This is a genomic window from Hymenobacter monticola (assembly GCF_022811645.1).
Lineage (GTDB): Bacteria > Bacteroidota > Bacteroidia > Cytophagales > Hymenobacteraceae > Hymenobacter > Hymenobacter monticola.
Genome location: NZ_CP094534.1, coordinates 3,940,385 through 3,965,622 on the forward strand (window position 1 = coordinate 3,940,385; position 25,238 = coordinate 3,965,622).

A 25,238-nucleotide genomic window follows, 5' to 3' on the forward strand; every position below is an offset into this window, starting at 1 on the left:
TATATCGTCTTCTTTTCCGGCGATGGCTGCCCATGAATCTGTTGTCCGGCGAATACGAATGCAAGCTCGACCCCAAGGGGCGGCTTGTGTTGCCGGCCAAAGTGAAAGGCAACCTGCCCGAGCAGTCCGGCAATCAACTCGTGCTTGTGCGCGGCTTCGAGCCCTGCCTGGTGCTCTACCCCCGGGCCGCGTGGCAGGTAATTCACGAAAAGGTGATGGCGCTGGACGAGTTCAACGAGGAATACCGACAATTTCAGCGCAACTTTTTCCGGGGCATGACCGAAGTAGAGCTGGATTCCATCAGCCGGTTTATGCTGCCCCGTACCATGCTGCGCTACGCCGGCATCGAGAAAGAAGCCATTATTGTGGGCCTCGGCAACCGCTGTGAAATCTGGGACCCCGCCCGCTACGACGAGTTCCTGATTAAAGACCAACAAAGCTTTAGTAAGTTGGCCCAGAAGTTTTTGTCGGTTGAAACGCCCGCCACCAGCGGCCCTGCAGCATGAGCGACTACGCCAACGATACCGCCTACCACCGCCCCGTGATGCTGGCCCAGTGCCTGGCCGGGCTCGACCTGCGCCCCGACGGCCGCTACGTCGACGTCACCTTCGGTGGGGGAGGGCATTCGGCCCGCATCCTGGAAAAACTCACCACGGGCCACCTCTACAGCTTCGACCAGGACGCCGACGCCGAAGCCGAAGCACAAAAGTTAATTCGCCCTCAATTTACATTTGTTAAGGCTAACTTTCGGGATTTAACTGCTGAACTACAGGCACATAATGCGTTGCCGGTTGATGGCCTGCTGGCCGACCTGGGCGTGAGCTCGCACCAGTTCGATACGCCCGAGCGGGGCTTTTCGACCCGTTTCGATGGCCCGCTGGATATGCGCATGGACCCCGACGGCCCGCTCACCGCAGCCGACGTGCTGAACGATTACAAAGAAGCCGACCTGCACCGCATCTTCGGCATGTACGGTGAGGTGACCAACGCCCGCACCCTGGCCCAGGCCGTGGCGGCGGGGCGGCGCGGGCGGCGCCTCGAAACCATCGGCGAGTTGAAGCAGGCCATTCAGCCCTGCACGCCGCGCGGCAAGGAGAACAAGTACCTCGCGCAGGTCTTCCAGGCCTTGCGCATCGAGGTGAACCAGGAAATGGAAGCCCTGCAGGAAATGCTGCTGCAAACCGCCGAAGTGCTGCGCCCCGGCGGCCGGCTGGTAGTGATGAGCTACCACTCGCTGGAAGACCGGCTGGTGAAAAATTTCATTGCCAAGGGCAAGTTTTTTGGCGCCGTCGAAAAAGACTTCTTTGGCAATGAAAGCAAGCCCTTTGAGGCCCTCAACCGCAAGCCGGAGGAGGCCGACGCCGACGAAATTGCGCTGAACAGCCGGGCCCGGAGTGCTAAATTGCGGGTTGCAATCAAAAATTAGGAGGTAGCCATGGCCGCCAATACGCTCAGACCCACCGACAGCCCGCGCCGGTCCAACGTGCCCCGCGAGGTCGCCCCGCCGGCCCCCGAAGTGCTGCCCGAGGCGGCCGTGGTGGAGGCGCCGGCCCCCGAACCCGCGCCCGAGCCGGCCCCGGTGCGCGAGAAACGCCCCCGCAAACCCTCGCCCGAGCCCGCCCGGCCCCGTAGCTCGTGGAGTTTGTTCTCGCTGCTCGACCGGCTAACCAGCGTCGACAGCCTGTTTCGGGATGGCCTGCCGGTGCGCTACCTGCCTAAGCTGCTGTTTGTGATGCTGTTGGTGCTGGTTTATATCGGCAACACGCACTACGGTAACCGCATGAACCGCAACATCCTGCGTCTCAAGCAGGAAACTGAAGACCTGCGCGCCGACTACACTACCCTGAAATCGGACTACATGGAGGCCAGCAAGCAGAGCGAGGTGGCCCGCCGAGTGGCCGCCTTCGGGCTGGTGGAAAGCTCCTCGCCACCCTTCCGCATCACGGTGCCCAAGGGCCACCTCGACGCGGCGGAGCTGGAGCTGATGCCCGTGCTCACGGCCGACACGCTGGCCGCCCGCGCCGCCCGCGACTCGGCCGCCGCCGAGCAGGCCGATGTGCAGGCGGGCCGTCGTCGCCGCGAAGCCTTCGAAACCGGCGTGGACAGCGGACCCGAAATCATTGCTCCGCCTCAAGCCCTGGACGGCGACTCGGCCGCCGCCAGTGCGCCGGTGGTGCGGCCAGCGGTGGCCCCCCGGGCTACAACGCCCAAAGCCAAGAGCAAACCCGCTAAGCCGGCCGCGGCCGCCAAGAAAAATACCGCTGGCAGCAAAGCCAAAGCTGCCGCTCCCAAAGCGGCGGCGCGCAAAGCCAAACCCTCCGATAAGCAAGCCGTTAGAAGCCATTCCCGATGAAAGGCAGCGTAAAAAAATCCATCGTCACGCGGGTGCGGCTGGCCTTTTTGGGGGTCGCCGTGTTTTCGTCGGCGATATTCTGGAAAGCCACCAAAATCCAGTTCCAGGAGGGCGCCAAGTGGCGGGCGCTGGAGCAGGAGCGGCGCATCAGCTACCAGTCGGTGCCGGCTACGCGGGGTAACATTTACTCTGACAACGAGAGTATTATGGCCACTTCGCTGCCCTTTTACCGGGTGGCCTGGGACCCGGGCGTGGTCGATGACGAGGTATTTAAGGCTAACGTGGACTCGCTGGCTTACCGGCTGTCGCATTTCTTCGGCGACCGCAGCGTGCAGGAGTACAAGCGGCGCCTGATAAACGCGCGCACCGCCAAAATGCGCTACATCCGTCTCAACTCCCGGCAAATCAACTTTCAGGAGAAGAAGCAGCTGGCTAACTGGCCCATTTTCCGGGCCAAGCGCAACCGCGGCGGGGCCATTTTTGAGAAGGTGGACAAGCGCTTCCGGCCGTTTGGGGGGCTGGCGCAGCGCACCATTGGCTTCGTGAACGAGGACAAGCACGGCGCTGGTCTCGAGTACACCTTCGAGCAAAGCCTGGCCGGCAAGCCAGGCGAGGCCCTGTTTGAACGGGTGCCGGGCGGCGTGAAGCCGGTGTTTGACGGCACCGAAATCAAGCCCCTGCCGGGCTACGACGTGAAAACCACGCTCGACATCAACCTGCAGGACGTGGCCGAAAATGCCCTCTACAAGTCGCTAGTGGACAACAATGCCCAGTATGGCTGCGTGATTCTGATGGAAGTGGCCACCGGCGAAATCAAGGCCGTAGCCAACCTGGGCAAGGCCTCGGACGACACCTATAAAGAGGACTACAACTACGCCTTTGCCGACCAGGGCCGCACCGAGCCGGGCTCCACGTTCAAGCTGGCCTCGATGATGGCCTTGTTCGAGGCCCGGCCTGAAGTGACGCTCGACGACGTGGTGGACACCGGCAACGGCCGCATGTACGTGGGCGGGGCCGTGAAATCGGACTCGCACGGTTACGGCCGCATCACGGTGCAGCAGGTGTTTGAGAAGTCGAGCAACATCGGCGTGGCGAAGCTGGTCGATAAATACTTTTCGGGCAATCCGAACGAGTACACCGACTACCTGAAGAAGTTCGGGCTCGACAAACCCCTGGGCTTCCAGATGGCCGGCGAAGCCCTGCCCTACGTGAAAGACCCCAAGGACCGCAGCTGGAGCCGCACCTCGCTCACCACCATGAGCATTGGCTACGAGCTCAAGCTAGCTCCGCTGCAAACCCTGGCCTTCTACAACGCCGTGGCCAATGGCGGTGTGAAGGTGCAGCCCATGATAGTGCGCGAAATCAAGCAGGCCGACCAAGTGCTGCAGCGCAACGAGCCCAAGGTGCTGAACCAAAAAATCTGCTCCGATGCCACGCTGGCCAAAGTGAAGGCCATGATGGAAGGGGTGGTGCTGGCCGGCACCGCCCGCAGCATCCGGCCCAAGGACTACAGCATTGCCGGCAAAACCGGCACGGCCTGGAAGTTCAAGAACGGCCAGTACACCAAGACGTACTCGACCAGCTTCTGCGGCTACTTCCCGGCCGACAAGCCCAAGTACAGCTGCATTGTGGTGGTCGACTCGCCCCGCAACGGCCGCATCTACGGCGCCGACGTGGCCGCGCCGGTGTTCCGCGAAGTGGCCGACAAATGCATGGCCCGCGACCTGCTCAGCCAGCGCCCCCTGCTGGCCAAGGCCCGCCTAAACAAGAGCCACGTGCCCTTGGTGCGCGCTGGCATGCAGGACGAGCTGGCGCTGGTGTGCCAGAAGCTAGGCTTGGCCGGCAACACCCAGGCCACCGGCGGCGAAGAGTGGGTGCGCGCGGCTTCCGACACGGCCTTCCACGCCCGGACCGTGGCGCTGGTGGTGAACCCTGTGCGCGCCGGCCGCGTGCCGCAGGTGCGCGGGTTGAGCTTGCGCGATGCGCTGTTTCTGCTGGAAAACCGGGGCCTGCACGTGCGGGCCGTGGGCACCGGCCGCGTGCGCGAGCAGTCGCTGCAAGTGGGCGCGCCCATCAAGCGCGGCGACATTATCACGCTGAACCTGGCCGAATCGGGCCCGCGTCTGGCGGCGCCGCAAGCCCTGCCTGAGCCCGAGCACACCGACCTGGAAGAGAACAAGATGCTGGTGCCCGTGGAGATGGAAACTACAGCCAAGGAACGCAAGTCCTTTGCCAACGGCGAAAAAGCCCATGTGCAGGCTGCCGTAGCCGAACGCTCGGCCGGCGTAAAGCCGAACGCCAAAGCCAGGAAGCCCGCTGCTTCGGCAAGCAAACCCGCATCGGCCGCGAAAGCGCCTGCTAAACCCAAAGAAACCCGCCAACCGGCCGCCGGCCAGAACCCCAAAAAGGCCAAGCCGGCCAAGCCCGCCCCGGTCGTGCGCCGCGCCTGATATTAAGTTAAGAGTTAGGAGTTAAGAGTTAAAAACGCCATGTTCCAACTCTTAACTCCTAACTCTTAACTCCTAACTCACCCCATGATTTCGCTGCCGCTCTTTTCTCTGCTTACCGATGTAACTGTGCTCACCCAGCACGGCCCCACCGATGTGCCCATTACCGGCCTCACCCTCGATTCGCGCGAGGCGGCGCCGGGCGTGGCCTTTTTCGCCCTGCGCGGCACGGCCACCGATGGGCACAAGTTCATTGAGGGCGCGGTGGAAAAGGGGCTGGCGGCCGTGGTTTGTGAAGAGCTGCCGGCTGTGCTGAACCCGGCCACGGCCTACGTGCTGGTGAAGGACTCGGCCGAAGCCCTAGGCCATATGGCAGCCGCGTTTCACGGCCACCCCTCGCGACAGTTGAAGCTAGTGGGTGTGACGGGCACCAACGGCAAAACCACCTGCGCCACGCTGCTGCACAAGCTCTTGCGCGAGCTGGGCTACCACGCCGGCCTGCTCAGCACGGTGCAGAACCAGATTGACGAGGAAGTCATTCCGAGCACCCACACCACGCCCGACGCCATCCGCCTGAATGCGCTGCTGGCCCGCATGGTGGCCGCCGGCTGCACCCACGCCTGCATGGAGGTGAGCAGCCACGCCGTGGCCCAGCACCGCATCACGGGCCTGCGCTTCGCGGGCGGCATGTTCACCAACCTCACCCACGACCACCTCGACTACCACGGCACGTTCGACAACTACCTGAAGGCCAAAAAAGCCTTCTTCGACGGCCTGCCCAAAACCGCTTTCGCCCTCACCAACGCCGACGACAAGCGCGGCCCGGTGATGCTGCAAAACACCGCCGCCCGCCGCGAAACTTACTCCCTGCGCGGCGCGGCCACCTTCCGCGCCAAGCTGGTGGCCAATGAAGTGCACGGCCTGCACCTCGAAATCGACGGCCGCGAAATCCTCTTCCGCCTCATCGGCGTGTTCAATGCCTATAACCTGCTGGCCGTGTATGGCGCGGCCGTATTGCTGGGCGAGGACCCCACCGAAGTCCTGACCATCCTCTCGGGCCTGACCACGGCGCCGGGCCGCTTCGAGCCGGTGCTTTCGGGCCAGCAGGCCATCACGGGCATCATCGACTACGCCCACACGCCCGACGCGCTGGAAAACGTGCTGCAAACCCTGCACGAAATCCGCCAGCCCAGCCAGCAAATCATCACGGTAGTGGGCTGCGGCGGCAACCGCGACGCGGCTAAGCGCCCCATCATGGCCAACCTAGCGGCCCGCTTGTCCAACAAGGTCGTCCTGACTTCCGACAACCCGCGCTTCGAAGACCCGCTGGCCATTCTGGCCCAGATGCAGGCCGGCGTAACCGCGCCGGACTCGGCCAAAGTGCAGACCGTGGCCGACCGCCGCGCCGCCATTGAAACCGCCGTGGCGCTGGCCGGCCCGCACGACATTGTGCTGGTGGCCGGCAAAGGCCACGAAAATTATCAGGACATTCGCGGCGTCAAGTCGCATTTCGATGATAAGGAGGTGCTAACCGAAGTCTTTTCTCAACTGAATAAATAGTTCGTCATGCTGAGCGCAGCCGAAGCATCTCGCCCGCTTCGTTGCCATCAATCTTGATTACTGCTGTACGCGAGATGCTTCGGCTGCGCTCAGCATGACGTTCTGGCTTTTAAAAGCCTACCCGAATGCTTTATTACCTCTTCCGTTACCTGCACGAACATTTCCACCTGCCCGGCACCGGGGTGTTTCAGTACACCACGTTCCGGGCCGGGCTGGCGGTGGTCATTTCCCTGCTCATCGCCCAAACGTTCGGCCATCGCCTTATTAAGCTGCTCCAACGCAAGCAGGTGGGCGAAAGCATCCGCGACCTTGGCCTGCAGGGGCAGAACGAGAAAAAAGGCACTCCCACTATGGGCGGCCTCATCATTATCCTGGCTATTCTGGTGCCAGTGATTTTGCTGGCTCGTTTGCGCAACATCTACATCATTCTCATGATACTGAGCACAGTATGGCTGGGCTTGATTGGCTTTCTGGACGACTACATCAAGGTATTTCGTAAGAATAAAGAAGGCCTGAGCGGCCGTTTCAAAGTGCTGGGGCAGGTGGGGCTGGGCATCACGGTGGGCTGGGTGCTGTTTTACAGCAACGAAATCACCGTGCGCGAGTATCTGCTGCCCAACGGTACCTTCTCGGCCATTGAGGCAAGTAAGGTGTTCAAGGACGTGCACTTGATGATTACCACGGTGCCGTTTATGAAAAACAACGAGCTGAACTACGGCGACTTATTCGCCTCGGCCGGCACATTGTTCAACGGCCTCTACGGCCTGCTTTACATCCCCATCGTCATCTTCCTGATTACGGCCGTGAGCAACGGCGCCAACATCACCGACGGCCTCGACGGGCTGGCGGCGGGCACCTCGGCCATCATCGGCATCACGCTGGCCATCTTTGCCTTCGTGAGCGGCAACGCGCTGCTGGCTGATTACCTGGATGTTATGTTCATCCCTGACTCGGGAGAGCTGGTTATTTTCTGCACCGCCTTTGTGGGCGCCTGCATTGGGTTTTTGTGGTACAACAGCTACCCGGCGCAGGTTTTCATGGGCGACACGGGCTCGCTGGCTTTGGGCGGCATTATTGCGGTGCTGGCGCTTATTGTGCGGAAGGAATTGCTCATTCCGGTGCTTTGTGGCGTGTTTCTGATTGAAAACCTGTCGGTTATCGTGCAGGTGAGCTACTTCAAATACACGCGCAAGAAGTACGGGGAGGGCCGCCGCCTGCTGCGGATGTCGCCCCTGCACCACCACTACCAGAAGCTGGGTTACCACGAGTCCAAAATCGTGTCGCGCTTCTGGATTGTGGGCATCATGCTGGCTGTCATTACTTTGGTAACGCTGAAATTGCGCTAAAAAAGCCTGTCATCCTGAGCGGAGCGAAGGACCTTATCACGGTCGCGCCGCCTCGGTAAGTTTAAGTAACCGTGATAAGATGCTACGCTTTGCTCAGCATGACCGACCGGAAGAACATTGTCATTCTAGGAGCCGCCGAAAGCGGAGTAGGAGCTGCGCTGCTAGCGCAAGCCAAGGGGCATTCCGTGTTCGTGTCGGACCGCGGCGCCATCCAGGCCGACTATAAGCAACAGCTCGCCCAAGCCGGCATCGAGTTTGAAGAAAACCAGCACACGCTGGCGCGCATTCTGGCGGCCGATGAAGTGGTGAAAAGTCCCGGCATCCCCGAGAAGGCGCCGGTGATTCAGGCGCTGCGCGAGAAGCAGATTCCCATCATTTCCGAGATTGAGCTGGCTGGGCGCTATACCCGCGCCAAGTGCATCTGCATCACGGGCACCAATGGTAAGACGACCACCACACTGCTCACCTACCACCTGCTAAAGGAGGCAGGCCTGAGCGTGGGCCTGGCCGGCAACGTGGGCTATTCACTGGCCGAGCAGGTCATCGAGGATAAATTCGACTATTACGTGGTGGAGCTGAGCAGCTTCCAGCTCGATGATACCCACGACTTCCAGCCCTGGGTGGCCATCCTGCTCAACATCACCCCCGACCACCTCGACCGCTACGGCTACTCGCTTGAACAGTACGCCCAGGCCAAGCTGCGCATCACCCGCAACCTGGACAGCAGCGGCGCTTTCATTTACAACGCCGATGACGAGGTGACGGGCAAGTATTTCCAATCGGCCTTCCTGCAGACGCGCCTATTGCCCTTCAGCATGCACCGTCGGCGCGACATTCAACTGGCGGGCTACTATATAGCCGAAGACCTGCTGTGCACCAACCTGGCGCCCGGCCTCGATGACGAAGGCGTAGAGCTGAGCACCACCAATTCGCCCCTCATCGGCCAGCACAACCGCCAAAACACGCTGGCCGCCGTACTGGCCGCCCGCTTCGCCGGCCTCGAAACCGAGCAGATTGAAGCCGCCCTGGCCACCTTCCACAACGCCGACCACCGCCTGCAGCTGGTGGGCGAAATCAACGGCGCCCGCTACATCAACGACAGCAAGGCCACCAACGTGGAAGCCGCCTGGTACGCCCTCGATGGCATTCATCAGCCGATAGTTTGGATTGCGGGCGGCACCGACAAGGGCAACGACTACAGCAGCCTGCTGGGCCTAGCCGAGCGCCGCGTGAAAGCCCTCATCTGCCTCGGCATAGACAACGCCAAACTCCGCACCACTTTCGACCCCATCGTGCCGCACGTGGAGGAAACCCAAAGCATGACCGACGCCGTGGCCCGCGCCGTAGCCCTGGCCGCTCCCGGCGACGTGGTGCTGCTTTCGCCCTGCTGCGCCAGCTTCGACCTTTTCAAGAATTACGAAGACCGCGGCCGGCAATTCGCCGCCGCCGTGACAGAATTAGGTAATGAGGGTAGGGGGGTAGGAGGGTAAGAGTTTATTCCTTCGACCTCGCTCATACTTCCTGCCCCCATACCTTCCTACCCTCATACCCTAACGCCATGGAACCCGTAAAAATCTGGCTGCAGCGCAACCTCAAAGGCGACCCCATCTTGTGGGCCATTGTGCTGCTGTTTTCCTTTATCAGCATTGCGGTGGTGTATTCCGCCACCGGCACGCTGGCCTATCGCAACGAGATGCACGGCCGCTCGGGCTCGGCCGTGGAGATGATTGCGCTCAAGCACACGGCCCTGATTGTGGCGGGCCTGGGGCTGATGTGGCTGGCGCACCGCGTCGACTACCGCTATTACTCGCGCCTGGCGCTGTACGCGCTGCTGATTTCGGTGCCGCTGCTGCTGTTCACCTACCTGCTGGGCGGCGAAACCAACGGCGCCTCGCGCTGGATGACCATCCCGGTTATCAACCAAACCTTTCAGCCGTCTGACTTGGCCAAGCTGGCCCTGATTTCGCACCTGGCCAGCATGCTCAGCCGCCGCCAGCAGCACCTCGACGACTTCTGGAGCACGCTGTTTCCGGTGATGCTGTGGGTGGGCATCATCTGCGGCCTCATCGCCCTCACCAACGCTTCCACCGCCTCGCTGCTGTTTGCTACCTGCCTGCTGCTCATGTTCATCGGCCGCGTGCCGCTGCGGCAGATGCTGGTGATGGTGGTGATTGGGGTGACGGTAGGTGGCACGGCCCTGGCCAGCGGGCAACGCTGGAAAACCGTGCAATCGCGCCTCACCAACTTCTCCGACCCCACCAAGAAAACCCCGTTCCAGCTCGAACACAGCTACATCGCCATTGCCACGGGCGGCATTGCGGGCAAAGGCCCCGGCAAAAGCACCGAGCGCAACATCCTGCCGCACCCTTATTCTGACTTCATCTATGCCATCATCATCGAAGAATACGGCCTGATAGGCGGCGCCGTGGTGCTGCTGCTCTACATGGCCTTTCTTTATCGAGGGCTAAAAACGGTGATGAATAGTTACGGAGCTTTCGGCGGGCTACTTTCGGCGGGGCTTAGTTTTAGTCTGGTCATGCAGGCGCTGGTAAATATGGGCGTGGCTGTGGGCTTGGGCCCCATCACCGGCCTGCCGCTGCCGCTGCTGAGCATGGGCGGCACCTCGCTCATTTTCACCGGCATCAGCATTGGCATCATCCTGGCCGTGAGCCGCGGCGAGCCGGAAGTGCGCCCCATGACCGGTGAAGACCCCGACGCGGCCCGCATCCCCAGCCAGCGCACGGCGTATGCGTAGCGTTTTGCCAGTGGTCGTATTTATAACGTCATGCTTCGGCTGCGTTGGGCATGACGTTCATTTTTCGACGTACTATTATAAATGACCAACAAACCCCTTCGTTTCATCATCTCCGGCGGCGGCACGGGCGGGCACATTTTCCCGGCCGTGGCCATTGCCAATGAACTACGCCAGCGTATGCCTGATGCGGAAATTCTGTTTGTGGGCGCCAACGGCCGCATGGAGATGACCCGCGTGCCCGAGGCCGGCTACCGCATTGTGGGCTTGGACATCACCGGCCTGCAACGCCGCCTCACGCCCAAAAACCTGTTGTTTCCGGTGCGCGTGTTCCGCTCGGTGCGCAAGGCGGGCAAACTGATTGAAGAATTTCGACCCGATGCGGTAGTAGGGGTGGGGGGCTATGCCTCGGCGCCGGTGCTGCTGGCCGCCACTTCGCGCGCCATTCCCTCGCTCATTCAGGAGCAAAATTCTTACGCGGGCCTCGTAAACAAGCTGCTGGCCAAGCGCGTGAATAAGATTTGCGTGGCCTACGACGGCATGGAGAAGTTTTTCCCGAAGGACAAGCTCATCCTCACCGGCAACCCCGTGCGCGCCGAAATTGCCAACGGCAGCCGCGCCGAGGCCATCAAGTTCTTCGACCTCGACCCCGGCAAGAAAACGCTGTTGGTGATAGGCGGGAGCCTGGGCGCTCGCACCCTCAACCTGGCCACCGCCGCCGCCATTTCGCGTCTGCGCGAGGCCGGCATTCAACTCCTCTGGCAAACCGGCAAGCTCTACTTCCCGGAAGCCCGCCAGCAGGCCGACCAGCCCCACAACCTGCACGCTCTGGAGTTCATTCAGCGCATGGACTTGGCCTACGCCGCCGCCGATGTCGTCATCAGCCGCGCGGGTGCCCTATCCGTTTCGGAGCTTTGCCTCACCGGCAAGGCCAGCATCCTGGTGCCCTCGCCCAACGTGGCCGAAGACCACCAAACCAAAAACGCCCTCGCCCTGGTGAGCAAAGGCGCCGCCGTCCTCATCACCGATGAGCACGCTCCCACGCGCCTCTACGACGAAGCCCTGCGCCTCCTTGCCGACCCCGAGCGCCAGCAGCAGCTCAGCAGCCGTGTGCGCGAGCTGGCCCGGCCGAACGCCACGGCGACCATTGTGGACGAGTTGCTGAAGCTGGTGCGGAAATAAACGATGAAGAAGAACGTCGCGCGTGCTGACGGTCCGAGAAGCTTAAGCATTCCTCAATTTTGAAGCAGTTCCCCTACGTTTTCTTTCTCGGCATCGGCGGCATCGGCATGTCGGCCCTGGCACGCTGGTTCCGGGCCAACGGCCACCAGGTGAGTGGCTACGACAAAACCGAAACGCCCCTGACCCGAGCGCTGGCCGCCGAAGGCATCGCCGTGCACTACACCGACGAAGTCGAGAACATCCCCGCGGCGGTGCGCGAAAACCGCGACCAAACCCTGGTGGTGCTCACGCCCGCCATTCCGGCCGACAGCGTGGAATGGGCCTGGCTGCGGGAGCAGGGCTACGATATTCGCAAGCGCAGCCAGGTGCTGGGTGTGCTCACGCAAGGCCGCTACACCATTGCGGTGGCCGGCACCCACGGCAAAACCACCACCAGTAGCATGGTGGCCCACCTGCTGCACCACGCCGGCCTCGACGCGGGCGCCTTCCTCGGCGGCATTGCCGTGAACCTAGGCAGCAACCTGCTGCTGCCTGCCACGCCCGAGGCACCCATTGTGGTGGAGGCCGACGAGTACGACCGCAGCTTCCTGACCCTGTTTCCCGATGTAGCCATCGTCACGAGCACCGATGCCGACCACCTCGACATCTACGGCGACCAGTCGCACCTCATTGAGTCCTTTCGCCGGTTTGTGGCCCAAATCAAGCCCGGGGGCACCCTGCTCATCAACCACACCGCCGACTCCAGCGTGGCTGCCGCCGCACCAGTCGGCACCCGCGTCATCCGCTACGGCCTCAGCGTCGAGCAGGGCCCCGAGCTGTTCGCGGCCAACATTTCCGCCGAAGGCCACCAGTTTCACTTCGACCTGCACGGCCCCCAAGGCCCCGTGGCCGACCTGGAGCTGGCCGTGCCCGGCTACCACAACGTGGAAAACATGCTGGCCGCCGCTAGCGTGGCCCAACTGCAAGGCGTGGCACCCGAAAAGCTGCACGCTGCCGTGGCGGCCTATCGGGGCGTGAAGCGCCGGTTCGAATTCGTGGTGACGACCCCGAAAAACGTTTATCTGGATGACTACGCCCACCATCCACGCGAGATTGAAGCCTTTTTGCGCTCGGTGCGCGCCCTGTACCCGGGCCGGCGCCTGCGCGTCATTTTCCAGCCGCACCTGTTCACCCGCACCCGCGACTTCGCCGAGGGCTTTTCCCGGAGCTTAAGCATTGCAGATGAGGTATTTTTGTTAGATATTTACCCTGCCCGCGAGAAGCCGCTGCCGGGTATAACCTCCGAAATCCTTTTGGCCGACATCACCGCTCCCGTTAAAGCCATTCGCACCAAGGAAGAAGTGCTGGCGGCCGCGCAATCTGACACCAGCTTTGACGTTCTGGCCACCGTAGGTGCCGGCGATATCGACACGTTGGTACCGCAATTGAGAACCATTCTCACCGAGCGCTGGAAATAGCGGATACGCTTAACGTACAACTCTCACACCCACATACCCTTACACCCCCATACCCTGGATTTTGGACCGCACCGTTAGAAACCTACTTGTTGCCGCTGCTTGCCTCCTGGTGCTGGGCGGGCTGGGCGTATTTGCCGTGGTGCGCCAAGCCACCCGGCCCGTGAGCGAAGTGCGCGTCAACGTTGCCAACGAATTCGATAACTACTTCATCTCCGAGCGCGGCGTCACGGCCCTGCTCACCAAGGGCGGCAAAGAGCCCGTACTGGGCACCAAGCCCGAGGGGCCTCGCCTGCGTGAGCTGGAGGCCCGCCTCAAGGCCCATCCCTTCGTACGCGAGGCCCAGGTATACCGCGACCTGGGCGGCAACCTGCACGCCGACGTGCGCCAAAACCGCCCCATTGCCCGTCTCACGCACCCCGACACCCGCCTCGATACCTACGTGGACGTCGAGGGCCATACGCTCCCGCTTTCGCCCTTATTTACAGCCCGCGTAGCGACCGTAGCGAGGGCGAACGGCGCTAACCTGCCAAATGGATTTTTCCAGGATAGCACCGGGCGGCGTTACCTGGAATTTTTGCGCTACGTAGACGAGCATGAATTCTGGAAAGCCCAGGTTTCGGAGGTATTCATTGAGCCGAGTGGCAAGCTGTCGTTCACGCAGCAGGTAGGCGACCAACGAATAGAATTCGGGCTGCCCGAAAATATTTCTGAAAAATTTGCGAAGCTGATGGTATTTTACCGTCAAATTCCCTCAGTTTTGGGGTGGGACACCTACCACCGCGTAAACGTAGAATACCAAAATCAAATTATTTGCGAATAGTAATTCGCTGAAACATAGGCTGTAAGGCTGCTGTTTCCCTGTTTCCAACTCACCGCTTCTTCACTGCTCGCCAGCACTGTTCCCATGCAACAAGATAAAATCGTCGTCGGGCTCGACATTGGTACCACAAAAATTTGTGCCCTGGTGGGCCGCAAAAACGAGTTCGGCAAACTCGAAATCCTGGGCATGGGCAAAGCCGTGTCTGAGGGGGTTTCGCGCGGCATCGTGCTCAACATCGACAAGACCGTAGACGCCATCAAACGGGCCATTCGGCAGGCCGAAGAGCAATCCGGAATTAGCATTGGAGTGGTAAACGTCGGCATCGCCGGCCAGCACATCAAGAGCCTCCAGCACAACGGCAGCATCACCCGCAACTCGCACGATACCATCGGCCCGGACGACGTCAATCGTCTCACGCAGGACATGTACCGGCTGGTGACCCAGCCCGGCTCGCAAATCATCCACGTGATGCCGCAGGACTACAAAGTGGACTACGAGGAAGGCATCGCCGACCCCGTGGGCTACGAAGGCGTGCGCCTGGAAGGCAACTTCCACATCATCACGGCCCAGAGCACGGCTATCAACAACATCAACAAGTGCGTGACCAAGGCCGGCCTCGAAATCGCCGACCTGATTCTGGAACCGCTGGCCAGTTCCATGTCCATCCTCTCGGAGGAGGAAAAAGAAGCCGGCGTGGCTCTGATTGACATCGGTGGCGGCACCACCGACCTGGCCGTGTTTAAGGATGGCATCATCCGCCACGCAGCGGTGCTGCCGTTTGGCGGCAACATCATCACGCAGGACATCAAAGCTGGCTGCAACGTGGCCCCCGGCCAGGCCGAGCAGCTGAAGGTGAAGTTCGGCAAAGCCATTGCCCAGGAAGCCAGCGACTACGAAATCGTGAGCATCCCGGGCCTGCCTAACCGCCCGCCCAAAGAAGTTTCGCTGAAAAACCTCGCTTACATCATCGAGGCCCGCATGTCGGAAATCATGGAGCTGGTGTACGCCGAAATCTACCGCATGGGCCTGCACGACAAGCTGTCGGCTGGCATCGTGCTCACCGGCGGCGGCTCGCAGCTCCAGAACCTGGAGCAGCTCACCGAGTACATCACCGGTCTCGACACGCGCATCGGCTACCCCAACCAGCACCTCGGCAAAAGCCGCATTGAGGCAGTGAAATCGCCGATGTATGCCACCACCGTAGGCCTCGTGCTGTCGGGCTACCACTCCCTCGACGAGCGTAACCTCTCGCGCACGCCCTACGACTACGAAGAGCAGCTACACGCCGCGCCGGCATACTACGCCCCGCAGCCGGCCCCGGCCCCCGCGCCTCAGCCTGCGCCGGCAGAAACGCGCGCCGTGGCACCTGCCGCTGCCACGCCCGCACCGGCTCCTGCGCCGCAGCCCGCCAAGCAAAAAGAGCCCGGTGCGGCCAGCCGCTTTTTCCGCGACATTATCAGCCGCACCAAAGGGCTGCTGATTGACGATTACGACGATAAACAGTACTAAATCATTTAACAATTATCATTTATCATTTAACAGTTGACGTTCTTGGTTTTAGATGCGTGCGTCTTTGCTGAAAATGTTAAATGTTAAATGATAAATGTTAAATGAATCTCATGAATTACAAATTCGATATTCCAGCCCAGAATAAGTCCATCATCAAGGTGATTGGCGTGGGGGGCGGGGGCTCCAATGCCGTGAAGCACATGCACAAGCAGGGCATCAAGGACGTGGAGTTCATCATCTGCAATACCGACCACCAGGCGCTGCAAAGCTCCACGGTGCCCAACAAGCTGCAAATTGGCGTGGACCTGACCGAGGGCCTCGGCGCGGGTGCCAAGCCCGAGCGCGGCCGCCAGGCGGCCATCGAGAGCAAGGAGCAGATTCGCGACTTGCTCAACCAGGGCACCAAAATGCTGTTCATCACGGCCGGCATGGGCGGGGGCACGGGCACGGGCGCGGCCCCGGTTATTGCGCAGGTTGCGCAGGAGCTGGGCATCCTGACGGTGGGCATCGTGACGGCGCCGTTCATGTTCGAGGGCAAGAAGAAGCGCCAGCAGGCCGAAGAGGGCATCAAGGCCCTGAGCGAGCACTGCGACACGGTGCTGGTGATTCTCAACGACAAGCTGCCGCAGATTTACGGCAACCTGACGATGGGCGCCGCCTTCGCCAAGGCTGACACCGTGCTGACCACGGCCGCCAAGTCCATTGCCGAAATCATCACGGTGACGGCGGATGTGAACGTCGACTTTGAAGACGTGAAAACGGTGATGAAGGACAGCGGGGCCGCCGTGATGGGGAGCAGCGTGACCGAAGGCGAAAACCGCGCCCGCCGCGCCGCCGAGGAAGCCCTGAACTCGCCGCTGCTCAACAACACCGACATCCATGGCGCGCAACGCATCCTGCTTTCCATTATGTCGGGCGCCGAGCACGAGCTGGAGATGGACGAGCTGACGGAAATCACCGAGTACATCCAGGAGAAGGCGGGGCAGGACGCCGAAATGATTTTCGGCCACGGCATTGACGAGTCGCTGGGCCAAAGCATCCGCGTGACGGTGATTGCCACGGGTTTTGCCCGTGATGCCCATTCCATTACCACACCCGCCATGGGCGGCGCGGCTGCGGCCGAGCCAGTGGCTCCCGCGCCGGTAGCAGAGGCGCCGCGGCCGGAAGCCCAGGCTCCCAGTGCTCCGGCTGCTGCGAGCACGGCACCGTTTGTGCCCAGCTTCGGCGCGCCGGAACCCGCCCGCGTGACGTTTGATTTGAACGGTCCTTCGGCTCATACGGCGCCGCCCCTGGCTGGCATTCCCGCCACGGCGCCCGGCGAGCCCGTGCTGACATCCAGCGCGCCGGCCCCGGCGCCCGAGCCGGCCGCTTCGGCCTCGGGTCGCCCGCGCCCGGCCATGGATGCCCAGGCGCTGGAGCGTCGTCGGCGCCTGCAGGAGCTCAGCAACGGCCTGCCGCCCGAAGCGGTTAGCCAGTACGACACCCCGGCCTACCTGCGTCGGCAGGTGAAGCTGGAGAACGTGGAGCCCAGCTCGGCCCAAAACATTTCGCGCTTCAACCTGTCGGACGACAACGAACTGCTAGGCGACAACCGCTTCCTGCATGACAACGTGGATTAAGTAGCATTTGAATTTGATTATCGATAGTGCCGCCTTTGATACAATCAGAGGCGGCACTCTTTTTTTCGGCGGGGACATAGGGACACGGCGGCATTGACAGGAGCATCTGGCCTCGCAATCCCTACAACTTGCTTTGGGCCAGCACTCAAGTGATTGATGGCTGGATATTCAACGCTGTATGGTTCTCTATTTTCGACGCTGGCCCTGGTTGTTGCCTTTGATTGTCCTGCTGGGGCTTTTTGCCTACATGACGGCCACGGGACTGGGGGGCACTTCAGATTCAATTTATTACCAATGGGCGGCCCATACCTGGCGTGAGAGTGGCCAGCTATTGGCGCCCGACGGACGGCCTTACCGCTATTGGGGGCCTCTGTACCCGCTGCTGCTGGCGTGGTTATACGGCCCAACGGGGGTACGGGTGTTGCACGGCGCAGCACTGGCTATTTACCTGGTGCTGTGGGCCCTGATAGGAAATCGGCTGCTGCCAACGGCCCGGCGCCAGTGGCTGCCGTGGCTGGTGGCGTTGAGTGCAGCCGTGTTGGTACCGGCCAAATACATATGGTCGGAAACCGTTTTTGGGGCCTTGGCGGCCATTTATTGCTATTCGTTGCTGGCTTGGACGCGCCAAAAGCAAACGGGCTGGCTATGGGTAGCAACAATGGCAGGCTTCCTGCTGCCGCTGCAACGAACGGCAGGTTTGTTTCTGTTGGCTGGGGCGTGGGCCGGGCTGTTGCTCGCGGGGCTGGGGCGGGAGAAGTGGCGGGTGCTCTTGTTGCACGGGGCAGCCTGTGTGGTGGGCGGCCTGGCCTGGAACTACTACGCCGAGGTGTTGGCGGGACCCAAGCTTTACCAAAGCACGCGACCTTGGGACGCCTGGGCCTCAGTGGCCGATTATGGCTTTGTGCTGGTGCGGTGGCTGTTGCCGCTGGGCGCTTCCTGGCGCGATGCGGTACCGGCGCTCTGGGTTGTGGCCTTGCCGGGCTTGCTCGCGGCCTTGTTTCCACTTAGGAAAAGCACATCCTTAGCGGTTGCTTCAAAAACTACTGAATCGGCTGATACAGTAGTTCTGCGTGAGTTGCGGCTGTTGTGGTGGGCAGTGCTGGTGAACATTGTGGCCCTGCTGCTGGCCACAGGGGCGTTGCGCGCTGCTACGGGGCCGCACAATGCCGAGCGATACTGCGCGGCGCTGGTAGGGCCCGTGGTGCTGCTGGTACTGGCGCGCTGGCCCGATAAAGGGACGATACCAGCCGATAAGAAAAAACTTGTGCGCTGGGTGGGCGGCGTTTTGCTCGGTGGCTGGCTGGCTTATTCGGCGGTGAGGGCCGGGCACAATGCCCAGCAACTGCGTGCCCGCCCCGCCATGGCTTGGCCGACTGAAGTTCAGTCCCACTCGAAAAAATAGTAACGAAGCTAAGGAAGCGCCCTATGCTTTGGCATAGCTGAAACGATTCTTCCAGCGCTCCAACGGCGCTTCCAACCAAGCCCAGGAGGCCGCTGCCATTGCCAGCAGCAAGGGCGTCAGCACCAGTACCGTGGGCAAGGGACTGAGCCAGAACTCCCGCAGGGCTGGCCCGTCGGGCTGTGAGGCGGGAAAAAGACGGAAGACGGCCCGCTGGTAAAACACCGGCAGTAGCAGGTGGTAGAGGTAGCAGCCGTAGCTGCGGCGCCCCACCCATTGCAGCACCGGGTGCAGCAGAAAGCCATTGCGCGGCTGGTAAGTGGCATCCGGCGTACGCAGCACCCAGGCCAGCGTGAGGAAGCCGGCCACGCTGCCCAGGCTGGTGTAAACCAGCAGCCACAGTTCCTGATTTTCGGGGCCTAACAGGTGCGTGGTCCCCCAAAGGCTCACCCAGACCGCCCAGGCCAGTAGCACCCATTGGCCACGCGCCAGGGCCTGCATCCGCGGCCGGTGCTCCACGATGCGCAGCACAGCGCCCGTGGCAAACATATCGAGGCAGGCGGGCAGCAATACCAGCACAAAGCCCGACGTGAACCAAGCCGTCCAGACCGCCCGAAATAGCAGCCCCGCCGCCGCTAATGCTAGGAAAGGCCCCACCCGGCGCCCCAGGAACCCCAGCAGCAAGGGCCACACCAGGTAAAACTGCTCATCGACGGCCATGGTCCAGTAGTGGCCCACGCCTTCGCCCCAGTGCTGCAGGCGGTAGAACAGCAGGTTGGAAAAGGGCAGCACAAACCAGCCTGGGTACTCATGCAGCGTGGCCAGCGGCAACGCGGCGCCCAGCGCCAGCGCTAGGTAGTAAGGTGGCAGAATGCGCAGCACCCGCCGCGCGTAGAACGTGCGCAGGCGCCGGCCCCAGCCCACGGGCGCCCCCGGGTGCACCTGCTGCTTCCAGATAATGCCCGAAATCAGGTAGCCGCTGAGCACGAAAAAGGTGATGCGCCCCATCTCGCCCACCGGAAACGGCAGGTGCGTCCAATGGCCCAGTATCACCAGCCACACCGCAAGGGCGCGCAGGCCATTGAGCGTGGGGCGGTAGAGCAGGGGCGAAGCAGGCGGCGCGGTACTGGAAGGAGTCAAAATAAAACGTCATGCTGAGCGCGGCCGAAGCATCTCTACCGCGCAACGTAATGATTTACTGCTGCACGCGAGATGCTTCGACTACGCTCAGCATGACGTTCTTCTATATTAAGCATCGGGCAGACCGTTAGCCCATGGTGTGGTAAACGGCCTGTACGTCGTCGTCTTCCTCAAACTTTTCGATGAGCTTTTCGACCTCCTCGGCTTGCTCGTCGGTGAGGCTCACGGTGGTGTTGGGCACGCGCTGCAGGGTGGCGCTCACCACGTTGAGGCCCTTGCCGTCGAGGGCCTTTTGCAGCTGGCCGAAGTCGGTGAAGGCCGACTCGACTACGATGTACTGGTGCTCGGCGCCGTGCTCGTCTTCCTCGGTGGCTTCGTACACGTCTTCGGCTCCGAAGTCAATCAGTTCCAACTCCAGCTCGTCGCGGTCGAGGCCGGCGGCGTCGAGCTTGAACACGCCCTTGCGGGTGAAGGTGTAGTCCGACGAGCCGGCGGTGCCCAGGGCGCCGTTGCCGCGGTTGAAGTACATGCGCACGTTGCTCACGGTGCGGGTGGGGTTGTCGGTGGCGGTTTCCACCACAATGGCTACGCCGTGCGGGCCGTAGCCTTCGTACACCACTTCCTGGTAGTCTTTTTCGTCCTTGCCGGTGGCGCGCTTGATGGCGGCTTCCACCCGGTCCTTGGGCATGTTCACGCCCTTGGCGTTTTGCATGGCCGTGCGCAGGCGGGCGTTGGTGTCGGGGTTGGGGCCGGATTCTTTCACGGCCATCACGATTTCTTTGCCAATGCGGGTGAAGTCTTTCGACATCCGGTCCCACCGCTTCATTTTGCGGCCTTTGCGAAATTCAAACGCGCGTCCCATAGGGGGTCAATTAACAAGTAACAAGGAGCTATTAACGATGCCATTGCGGCTGCCGCGCGAACTGGCGGGCCGAAACGGGCCGCAAGTTAGCCAGAACCAGCGAGGGCCGCCAAATACGAGGTCAACTAAGGGCTATTTGCGCTTGGCCGATGGTTTTGTGCGAGGCTTTGGTTTTTTCACGGGCGGTTGGGGCGGCGTGGGCACCAGTTCGTACTCGCCCCGATTACCGGCCGGATAGCCAAAAATAGTGATGCCGAGCCGCCGCGTGGCCGGCTGGAAGCGGAAGGTGCCGCGCTGCACGTCGGCGCCTTTCAAGTCGCTGAAGGCAAAGCGAATGCTGTCGCCGGCCAGCGTGTAGGTGCCGGTTTGGTTGAAGTAATAAGGCTTGCCCGACGCCACGATGCTGAGGTGCTTCTCGTAACTGCCGTCGGCGCGCAGGGTGAGTGTGCCGCCCACGCCACTCACCCGCGTGGGAGGGCCCGCGGTTGTGCTATCGTACACGGTGTAGGCCGTGTAAGTGTAGGTGGTATAGAAGGTAGGCGGCACCGGGATGGTTTGCGCCGGCAATAATGTGGGCCACAAGATGATGGCCAGTAGATTAATCAAGAGAAATAGGCGCATAGGAAGAGGTAGTGTCGAAATAATTGGCGGCAGCTTTTCAAAGCCTGCAGCATTGCGATGCGAAGGTAAAGCCGACTTGCAGGTGCGCTTCCCGCTGCTGTTTTGGCAAAAACAACGCCGATAACTTTTGTCTGCGCAAATAAATCAGGCTCTTCCTAACCAACTGATGAGCATTAAGCCGTTGGGCAGCCAGCTCTTGGATGCGTTTGCCTGAATGATTCCACCCTCGCATAGCAATGGCTAAAATGAACGCAGTAGTTTGTGCTATACTTTGTTTATATATAAATTTATATTTGAAATTAAAGGAAAAGACGTTTTATTGGGGCTTTCAAAGTACTTATAACGAATGAATAGCATGGCGACGCGCGTTTCTTTTGGGTTCATCATCCTGCCGGCGTTGCTGCTGGCATCGGCGGCTTTGGCGCAGCCGGCTTATAGCGGTGCGCCCGGCGCCGAGGTATTCAAGAAGGCCCAGCAGCTGGAAGCGGCCGGCAATAAGTCAGCTGCCGCCGCTGCCTACCAGCAAGCCTACCAGGCCTATATGAGCGTCGATGATTCGGACGGTATGATTAAGGCCCTGGCCAAAAAGAACGCCCTGGCCGGCGCCGCGGCCCCTGCGGCGCCCTCGCCCCGGCCTGCGTCGGCAGCCCGAGTGCTAGCCGTACCCCGGCCCGTAGCAGGCGGCACTGCCTCGGTGCAGCCCGTGGCTGGCGCCGTGAATGGCGGCCGGCCAGTGGGCCTGTTTTTTATGACCCGCTACTGGATGGCTACTCGCTCGCTGGAAAAATCGACCTATTACTTTGCGCCCAACGGCCAGGTGTACGTGGACCCCAAAGGCTTCTCGGCGTCGGAGCTGGCGGCCCTGCCGGCCAGCTCGCGCGGCAGCTATAGCGTGACCGGCAAAACGCTCGCCGTGCGCTGGGCCAGCGGTCAAACCTCGAGCAGCGAGGTGGAACCGCAGGCCAACACGTTTTCCTGGGACATGGGCATTTTCCTGGCCGGGAAGCCTTTCCAAAGCCCGGGCCAGCTCGCGGGCTCTTTTGAGGGGGGCAACTCCATCAGCACCGGCAGCGGCAGCGCCTCGGCGGTGAGCAGCCTCACGTTTCGGTCCGACGGCACCTACAGCGGCGGCGGGGCGTCCAGCTTTGGGGGGCGCGACGCCGCCGGGGCCAAAACCTACAGCGCGGGCAGCACCAGCAGCAACAGCGGCCGCTGGAGCCTGAGCGGCTGGCTGCTGACGCTGACCGATGCGCAGGGGCGCACCTCCCGCGGCGTGGCTTTCCCGGTAGAAAGAAACGATAAAACCGGCCAGGTAATGCGGTTTTATTTTGATGGCGTGGCCTATAAACGGCTGTAAGAAAAGCACCTGGGCGGTGCCGTGCGGCGGCTAATAATGCATAGCGGCAACACGCTGGTGGCTGGTGGTTAATATAAAACAATGGAGCCGCAAAGCGGCGGCACTTTCAATAAGAAATGCCGCCGCTTGGCGGCTCTGGTATCTAGCCGCTGGAAATGGCTGCCGGTGGGTCGCCGCTTTGCGGCTGATGCCTATTCGGGCTTGATTAGTCGCCCACGCCGCCCCGGTACAGCGGCGGCGGGGTGGGCGATTGGTAGCCTCCGGGCTTTTTCAGCGACGCATTGTAGGCTTTGCGGTAGGTTTTGGCGGCCTTGCGGTGTTGGCGCCGGCCGCCGGTCAGCAGCCAGGCCGCACCGGCCACCAGGAGGCTGCCGCCGATGATAGCCGCTTTTATGGGCAATGTGTCTTTGGGCGCGGGCGGCAGGTGCTCCACGCCGCTGGCATCGGTGCGGGCGGGCTCGTGCACGTAGCGGCCGTGGCTGGGCACGGGGTAATTGTCGGCCAGGGCGCGCAGGCCCGCCGCCGCTTCGGGGCCGGTGATAACCGGGCCATGGCCGCAGCCAATGGCCCGGGGTTCGAGGTCGGCCAGGATTTGCACCGATTTGCGGGCGGCTTCCCAGTCGTAGTTGAACGGCGTGCCGGCGCGGCTGATTTTGGGCTGGCCCAGCAGCACGGCGGGCACCGAGTCGTGGTGGCAGGTAGCGAAAGCGTCGGCCCCAATCAGCACCCGGTCGGCGTCGCGGAAGAAGGCCAGCTGGCCGGGCGCGTGGCCGGGCACGTGCATCCAGCGCCAGTTCATGAGGTAAGGCGTGCTGGGGTCGTCAGAATTGAGGGCCTGCACCCGCTCTTCGAGGTTGGGCAGCTGGGTGGGGAAAAAGCGGCTCATGAAGGCCAGCGAGCCGCCCACGGTGGGGTCGCGCGGCGGGTAGAGGGCTTTGCCGGTCACGTAGGGCAGCTCCAGCGGGTGCACGATGACGGGGACGTTCCAATGGTCGGCCAGCTCCTTGGCCGAGCCCAGGTGGTCGAGGTGGCCGTGGGTGAGGAGGATGGCCTCAGGGTGGGTGCCAGGGTAGAAGAGCTTGTCGGCGGCGGCAATGATGGTTTTGGCGCTGCCGGGCAGGCCCGTGTCGATAAGCACCCACTCGCCGGGGGTGCCGGTTTCGACGAAGTACACATTGACAAAGCGCTGAATGCGGAGCTGGGTGACGCCAGCGGCTAGAGTATCCATAAGGTGGGCAGGGGAGAGGCGTGAATGGAAAGATGTGCTTCCGCATACGGAAAAACCGGCGAAAAGGAGGCGTTAAGCTCAACAGGCGAAAAAAAGTAGGAGGCGTTGTAACGAATCGAGAAGGCTCCGGTACTCCCTTTGCCAACCAACGCAACAGCGGGCAGCCCGCTCCCGGGCCTTGCGACCAAAGCCTTTTAGTTCAACCGTTTTACTTCACGTTTTTCCATGAAAACCCTTTTTTCTGCGCTCGCCCTCAATTGCCTGGCCCTGGCGGCCACCGCCCAAACCACCGCCGAGCCCCAGTTCACCAGCACCTGCCAGGAAGGCCGCGGCTGGCGCAACAATGGCGAGAACCAGCAATTCTGCGAAACCCGCGACCTGACCATGGCTGCGCCCGCCGGCCAGCCCCTTCGCATTGAGGGCGGGGCCAACGGCGGCATCACGGTGCACGGCTGGGACGGGCCCAACGTACGAATTCGCGCAAAAGTGACGAGCTGGGCCGGCACCGAAGCCGAGGCCCAGGCCCGCGTTCAACGCGTGAGCATTGCCACCAGCAATAACCAGCTGCGGGCCACTTCCACGGAGCAAGACGAGCGCTACGCCGTGAGCTACGAGGTATTTGTGCCCCGCGAAACGGCCCTGGCCCTCAACACCCTGAACGGGGATATTAGCCTCGACCACCTGCGGGGCGAGGTGAGATTCCACGCCACCAATGGCGGCGTGATGCTCCAGAGCCTGGGCGGCCAGGTAACGGGCCAAACCGTGAACGGCGGCCTCAATATCAAGCTCAGCGGCAAACAATGGGAAGGCAAGGGCCTCGATGTAGAGACCACCAATGGCGGCATTCACTGGACCCTGCCCTCAGATTATTCCGCGCAGCTGTTCACCAGCACCAACATGGGCAGTATCCGGGCCAACATGCCCGTTACCAAGTCGGGTTTCCTGCGGCGCGAGCTGGCCACCACGCTGGGCAAAGGCGGTGCGCCGGTGAAGGCCGTAACCACCAACGGTGGTGTGACCTTGGAGCAGGTAGCACGGAATTAGTTCTGCCTAAAAGCCTGTCATGCAGAGCACAGCAAAGCATTTTTACCGCAGTCACTAATTCAACAGAAAGAAATAGTGGTGGCAGGCGAGATGCTTCGCTGTGCTCTGCATGACCTTTTTAGGACATCATTGAACCTCGCCTCAGCAGCCGCAGCTGAAATCGGGGTAGTCGGAGTAGAGCGGGGCTTGCTTGTCGTCGAGGCGGATGAGGTGGTCGAGGCGGATTTCCTCGCCCGATTTCAAGCGCATGTATTCCACCTTGTCGCGGATGAACAGGGTTTCAATCACACCGGAGCCCAGGCAAAGCTGGCGCAGGTCGTTGAAATACTGCAGGTCGACGCGGCGGCGCTGGGTGGCGGCGGCTTCGAGGTGGTCGTAGTAGTTGCAGTCGATGGGGGTGTAGTCGGCGCTCATGAGCGAAATGTAGCGTGTGGGCGAAATGTAGCGTGGACTCTGCGAGTCCGCGCGTGGGCGGAGTTATACGGAAAGCCCGCATAAGGCGGGCATACGCGGACTCGCAGAGTCCACGCTACATTTTCCTA

General features: G+C 61.7%; 21 protein-coding genes. 16 read left to right on the plus strand and 5 right to left on the minus strand.

Annotation, left to right across the window (positions count from 1 at the left end; all coding sequences use genetic code 11):
- Window positions 1-32 precede the first annotated feature (32 nt).
- The 14 genes from mraZ (at window position 33) to MTP16_RS16345 (ending at window position 18,447) form a co-directional block, all read left to right on the plus strand.
- Complete coding sequence (gene mraZ / locus MTP16_RS16280) at window positions 33-506, plus strand: division/cell wall cluster transcriptional repressor MraZ (protein WP_243511677.1); 474 nt, start codon at window positions 33-35, stop codon at window positions 504-506.
- The gene (rsmH, locus tag MTP16_RS16285) at window positions 503-1,426 is read left to right on the plus strand and encodes a 16S rRNA (cytosine(1402)-N(4))-methyltransferase RsmH (RefSeq protein WP_243511679.1); all 924 of its coding nucleotides are present in this window, start codon (window positions 503-505) and stop codon (window positions 1,424-1,426) included. Before mraZ ends, rsmH begins: the two co-directional genes overlap by 4 nt.
- A gap of 9 nt (window positions 1,427-1,435) precedes the next feature.
- A complete protein-coding gene (locus MTP16_RS16290; protein ID WP_243511682.1) occupies window positions 1,436-2,353 on the plus strand; it encodes an FtsL-like putative cell division protein in 918 nt (305 codons plus the stop codon).
- The gene (locus MTP16_RS16295) at window positions 2,350-4,803 is read left to right on the plus strand and encodes a penicillin-binding protein (RefSeq protein WP_317244068.1); all 2,454 of its coding nucleotides are present in this window, start codon (window positions 2,350-2,352) and stop codon (window positions 4,801-4,803) included. The genes MTP16_RS16290 and MTP16_RS16295 overlap by 4 nt, the downstream gene beginning before the upstream one ends.
- Before the next feature lie 84 nt (window positions 4,804-4,887).
- Complete coding sequence (locus MTP16_RS16300; RefSeq protein ID WP_243511685.1) at window positions 4,888-6,360, plus strand: UDP-N-acetylmuramoyl-L-alanyl-D-glutamate--2,6-diaminopimelate ligase; 1,473 nt, start codon at window positions 4,888-4,890, stop codon at window positions 6,358-6,360.
- 125 nt (window positions 6,361-6,485) lie between these two features.
- Window positions 6,486-7,706 (plus strand): phospho-N-acetylmuramoyl-pentapeptide-transferase, encoded by a 1,221-nt coding sequence (mraY, locus tag MTP16_RS16305; RefSeq protein WP_243511688.1) that lies wholly within the window; start codon window positions 6,486-6,488, stop codon window positions 7,704-7,706.
- A gap of 98 nt (window positions 7,707-7,804) precedes the next feature.
- A complete protein-coding gene (murD, locus tag MTP16_RS16310) occupies window positions 7,805-9,196 on the plus strand; it encodes a UDP-N-acetylmuramoyl-L-alanine--D-glutamate ligase (protein WP_243511691.1) in 1,392 nt (463 codons plus the stop codon).
- Window positions 9,197-9,264: 68 nt separating this feature from the next.
- The gene (locus tag MTP16_RS16315; protein ID WP_243511694.1) at window positions 9,265-10,461 is read left to right on the plus strand and encodes an FtsW/RodA/SpoVE family cell cycle protein; all 1,197 of its coding nucleotides are present in this window, start codon (window positions 9,265-9,267) and stop codon (window positions 10,459-10,461) included.
- Window positions 10,462-10,542: 81 nt separating this feature from the next.
- On the plus strand, window positions 10,543-11,640 hold the full coding sequence (gene murG / locus MTP16_RS16320) for an undecaprenyldiphospho-muramoylpentapeptide beta-N-acetylglucosaminyltransferase (protein ID WP_243511697.1): 1,098 nt from the start codon (window positions 10,543-10,545) through the stop codon (window positions 11,638-11,640).
- 59 nt (window positions 11,641-11,699) lie between these two features.
- Window positions 11,700-13,097, plus strand: a complete 1,398-nt coding sequence (gene murC / locus MTP16_RS16325; protein WP_262922632.1) for a UDP-N-acetylmuramate--L-alanine ligase — start codon at window positions 11,700-11,702, stop codon at window positions 13,095-13,097.
- A gap of 61 nt (window positions 13,098-13,158) precedes the next feature.
- The gene (locus tag MTP16_RS16330) at window positions 13,159-13,917 is read left to right on the plus strand and encodes a cell division protein FtsQ/DivIB (protein WP_243511700.1); all 759 of its coding nucleotides are present in this window, start codon (window positions 13,159-13,161) and stop codon (window positions 13,915-13,917) included.
- An 84-nt stretch (window positions 13,918-14,001) separates the two neighbouring features.
- On the plus strand, window positions 14,002-15,426 hold the full coding sequence (ftsA, locus tag MTP16_RS16335) for a cell division protein FtsA (protein WP_243511702.1): 1,425 nt from the start codon (window positions 14,002-14,004) through the stop codon (window positions 15,424-15,426).
- Between the two features lie 110 nt (window positions 15,427-15,536).
- On the plus strand, window positions 15,537-17,045 hold the full coding sequence (gene ftsZ / locus MTP16_RS16340; protein ID WP_243511706.1) for a cell division protein FtsZ: 1,509 nt from the start codon (window positions 15,537-15,539) through the stop codon (window positions 17,043-17,045).
- Window positions 17,046-17,223: 178 nt separating this feature from the next.
- Window positions 17,224-18,447, plus strand: a complete 1,224-nt coding sequence (locus MTP16_RS16345) for a hypothetical protein (protein WP_243511709.1) — start codon at window positions 17,224-17,226, stop codon at window positions 18,445-18,447.
- Window positions 18,448-18,468: 21 nt separating this feature from the next.
- On the opposite strand, the gene MTP16_RS16350 is transcribed toward MTP16_RS16345, so the two are convergent.
- The 3 genes from MTP16_RS16350 to MTP16_RS16360 all read right to left on the minus strand — a co-directional run bounded on the left by MTP16_RS16350 (window position 18,469) and on the right by MTP16_RS16360 (window position 21,067).
- The gene (locus MTP16_RS16350) at window positions 18,469-19,584 is read right to left on the minus strand and encodes an acyltransferase family protein (protein ID WP_243511712.1); all 1,116 of its coding nucleotides are present in this window, start codon (window positions 19,582-19,584) and stop codon (window positions 18,469-18,471) included.
- A 127-nt stretch (window positions 19,585-19,711) separates the two neighbouring features.
- Entirely contained in the window at window positions 19,712-20,446 is a 735-nt protein-coding gene (locus MTP16_RS16355; protein WP_243511714.1) for a YebC/PmpR family DNA-binding transcriptional regulator, read from the minus strand.
- Between the two features lie 132 nt (window positions 20,447-20,578).
- Window positions 20,579-21,067 (minus strand): hypothetical protein, encoded by a 489-nt coding sequence (locus tag MTP16_RS16360; RefSeq protein ID WP_243511716.1) that lies wholly within the window; start codon window positions 21,065-21,067, stop codon window positions 20,579-20,581.
- A gap of 355 nt (window positions 21,068-21,422) precedes the next feature.
- Here MTP16_RS16360 and MTP16_RS16365 point away from each other — a divergent pair, with 355 nt between their 5' ends.
- On the plus strand, window positions 21,423-22,424 hold the full coding sequence (locus MTP16_RS16365) for a hypothetical protein (RefSeq protein WP_243511717.1): 1,002 nt from the start codon (window positions 21,423-21,425) through the stop codon (window positions 22,422-22,424).
- Between the two features lie 205 nt (window positions 22,425-22,629).
- On the opposite strand, the gene MTP16_RS16370 is transcribed toward MTP16_RS16365, so the two are convergent.
- A complete protein-coding gene (locus MTP16_RS16370) occupies window positions 22,630-23,652 on the minus strand; it encodes an MBL fold metallo-hydrolase (protein WP_243511719.1) in 1,023 nt (340 codons plus the stop codon).
- Between the two features lie 225 nt (window positions 23,653-23,877).
- Here MTP16_RS16370 and MTP16_RS16375 point away from each other — a divergent pair, with 225 nt between their 5' ends.
- Window positions 23,878-24,696 carry a DUF4097 family beta strand repeat-containing protein gene (locus MTP16_RS16375; protein WP_243511721.1) on the plus strand — a complete coding sequence of 273 codons (819 nt, stop codon included), beginning with the start codon at window positions 23,878-23,880 and terminating at the stop codon, window positions 24,694-24,696.
- Between the two features lie 141 nt (window positions 24,697-24,837).
- On the opposite strand, the gene MTP16_RS16380 is transcribed toward MTP16_RS16375, so the two are convergent.
- Window positions 24,838-25,110: a Rho-binding antiterminator gene (locus MTP16_RS16380; protein WP_243511723.1), complete on the minus strand. Its 273-nt coding sequence runs from the start codon at window positions 25,108-25,110 to the stop codon at window positions 24,838-24,840.
- Window positions 25,111-25,238: the final 128 nt, after the last annotated feature.

Coding starts and splice junctions, on each gene's coding strand:
- mraZ (WP_243511677.1), top strand. CDS start 33: ATGAATCTGTTGTCCGGCGAATACGAATGCAAGCTCGACCCCAAGGGG.
- rsmH (WP_243511679.1), top strand. CDS start 503: ATGAGCGACTACGCCAACGATACCGCCTACCACCGCCCCGTGATGCTG.
- MTP16_RS16290 (WP_243511682.1), top strand. CDS start 1,436: ATGGCCGCCAATACGCTCAGACCCACCGACAGCCCGCGCCGGTCCAAC.
- MTP16_RS16295 (WP_317244068.1), top strand. CDS start 2,350: ATGAAAGGCAGCGTAAAAAAATCCATCGTCACGCGGGTGCGGCTGGCC.
- MTP16_RS16300 (WP_243511685.1), top strand. CDS start 4,888: ATGATTTCGCTGCCGCTCTTTTCTCTGCTTACCGATGTAACTGTGCTC.
- mraY (WP_243511688.1), top strand. CDS start 6,486: ATGCTTTATTACCTCTTCCGTTACCTGCACGAACATTTCCACCTGCCC.
- murD (WP_243511691.1), top strand. CDS start 7,805: ATGACCGACCGGAAGAACATTGTCATTCTAGGAGCCGCCGAAAGCGGA.
- MTP16_RS16315 (WP_243511694.1), top strand. CDS start 9,265: ATGGAACCCGTAAAAATCTGGCTGCAGCGCAACCTCAAAGGCGACCCC.
- murG (WP_243511697.1), top strand. CDS start 10,543: ATGACCAACAAACCCCTTCGTTTCATCATCTCCGGCGGCGGCACGGGC.
- ftsA (WP_243511702.1), top strand. CDS start 14,002: ATGCAACAAGATAAAATCGTCGTCGGGCTCGACATTGGTACCACAAAA.
- ftsZ (WP_243511706.1), top strand. CDS start 15,537: ATGAATTACAAATTCGATATTCCAGCCCAGAATAAGTCCATCATCAAG.
- MTP16_RS16345 (WP_243511709.1), top strand. CDS start 17,224: ATGGTTCTCTATTTTCGACGCTGGCCCTGGTTGTTGCCTTTGATTGTC.
- MTP16_RS16355 (WP_243511714.1), bottom strand. CDS start 20,446: ATGGGACGCGCGTTTGAATTTCGCAAAGGCCGCAAAATGAAGCGGTGG.
- MTP16_RS16360 (WP_243511716.1), bottom strand. CDS start 21,067: ATGCGCCTATTTCTCTTGATTAATCTACTGGCCATCATCTTGTGGCCC.
- MTP16_RS16365 (WP_243511717.1), top strand. CDS start 21,423: ATGGCGACGCGCGTTTCTTTTGGGTTCATCATCCTGCCGGCGTTGCTG.
- MTP16_RS16370 (WP_243511719.1), bottom strand. CDS start 23,652: ATGGATACTCTAGCCGCTGGCGTCACCCAGCTCCGCATTCAGCGCTTT.
- MTP16_RS16375 (WP_243511721.1), top strand. CDS start 23,878: ATGAAAACCCTTTTTTCTGCGCTCGCCCTCAATTGCCTGGCCCTGGCG.
- MTP16_RS16380 (WP_243511723.1), bottom strand. CDS start 25,110: ATGAGCGCCGACTACACCCCCATCGACTGCAACTACTACGACCACCTC.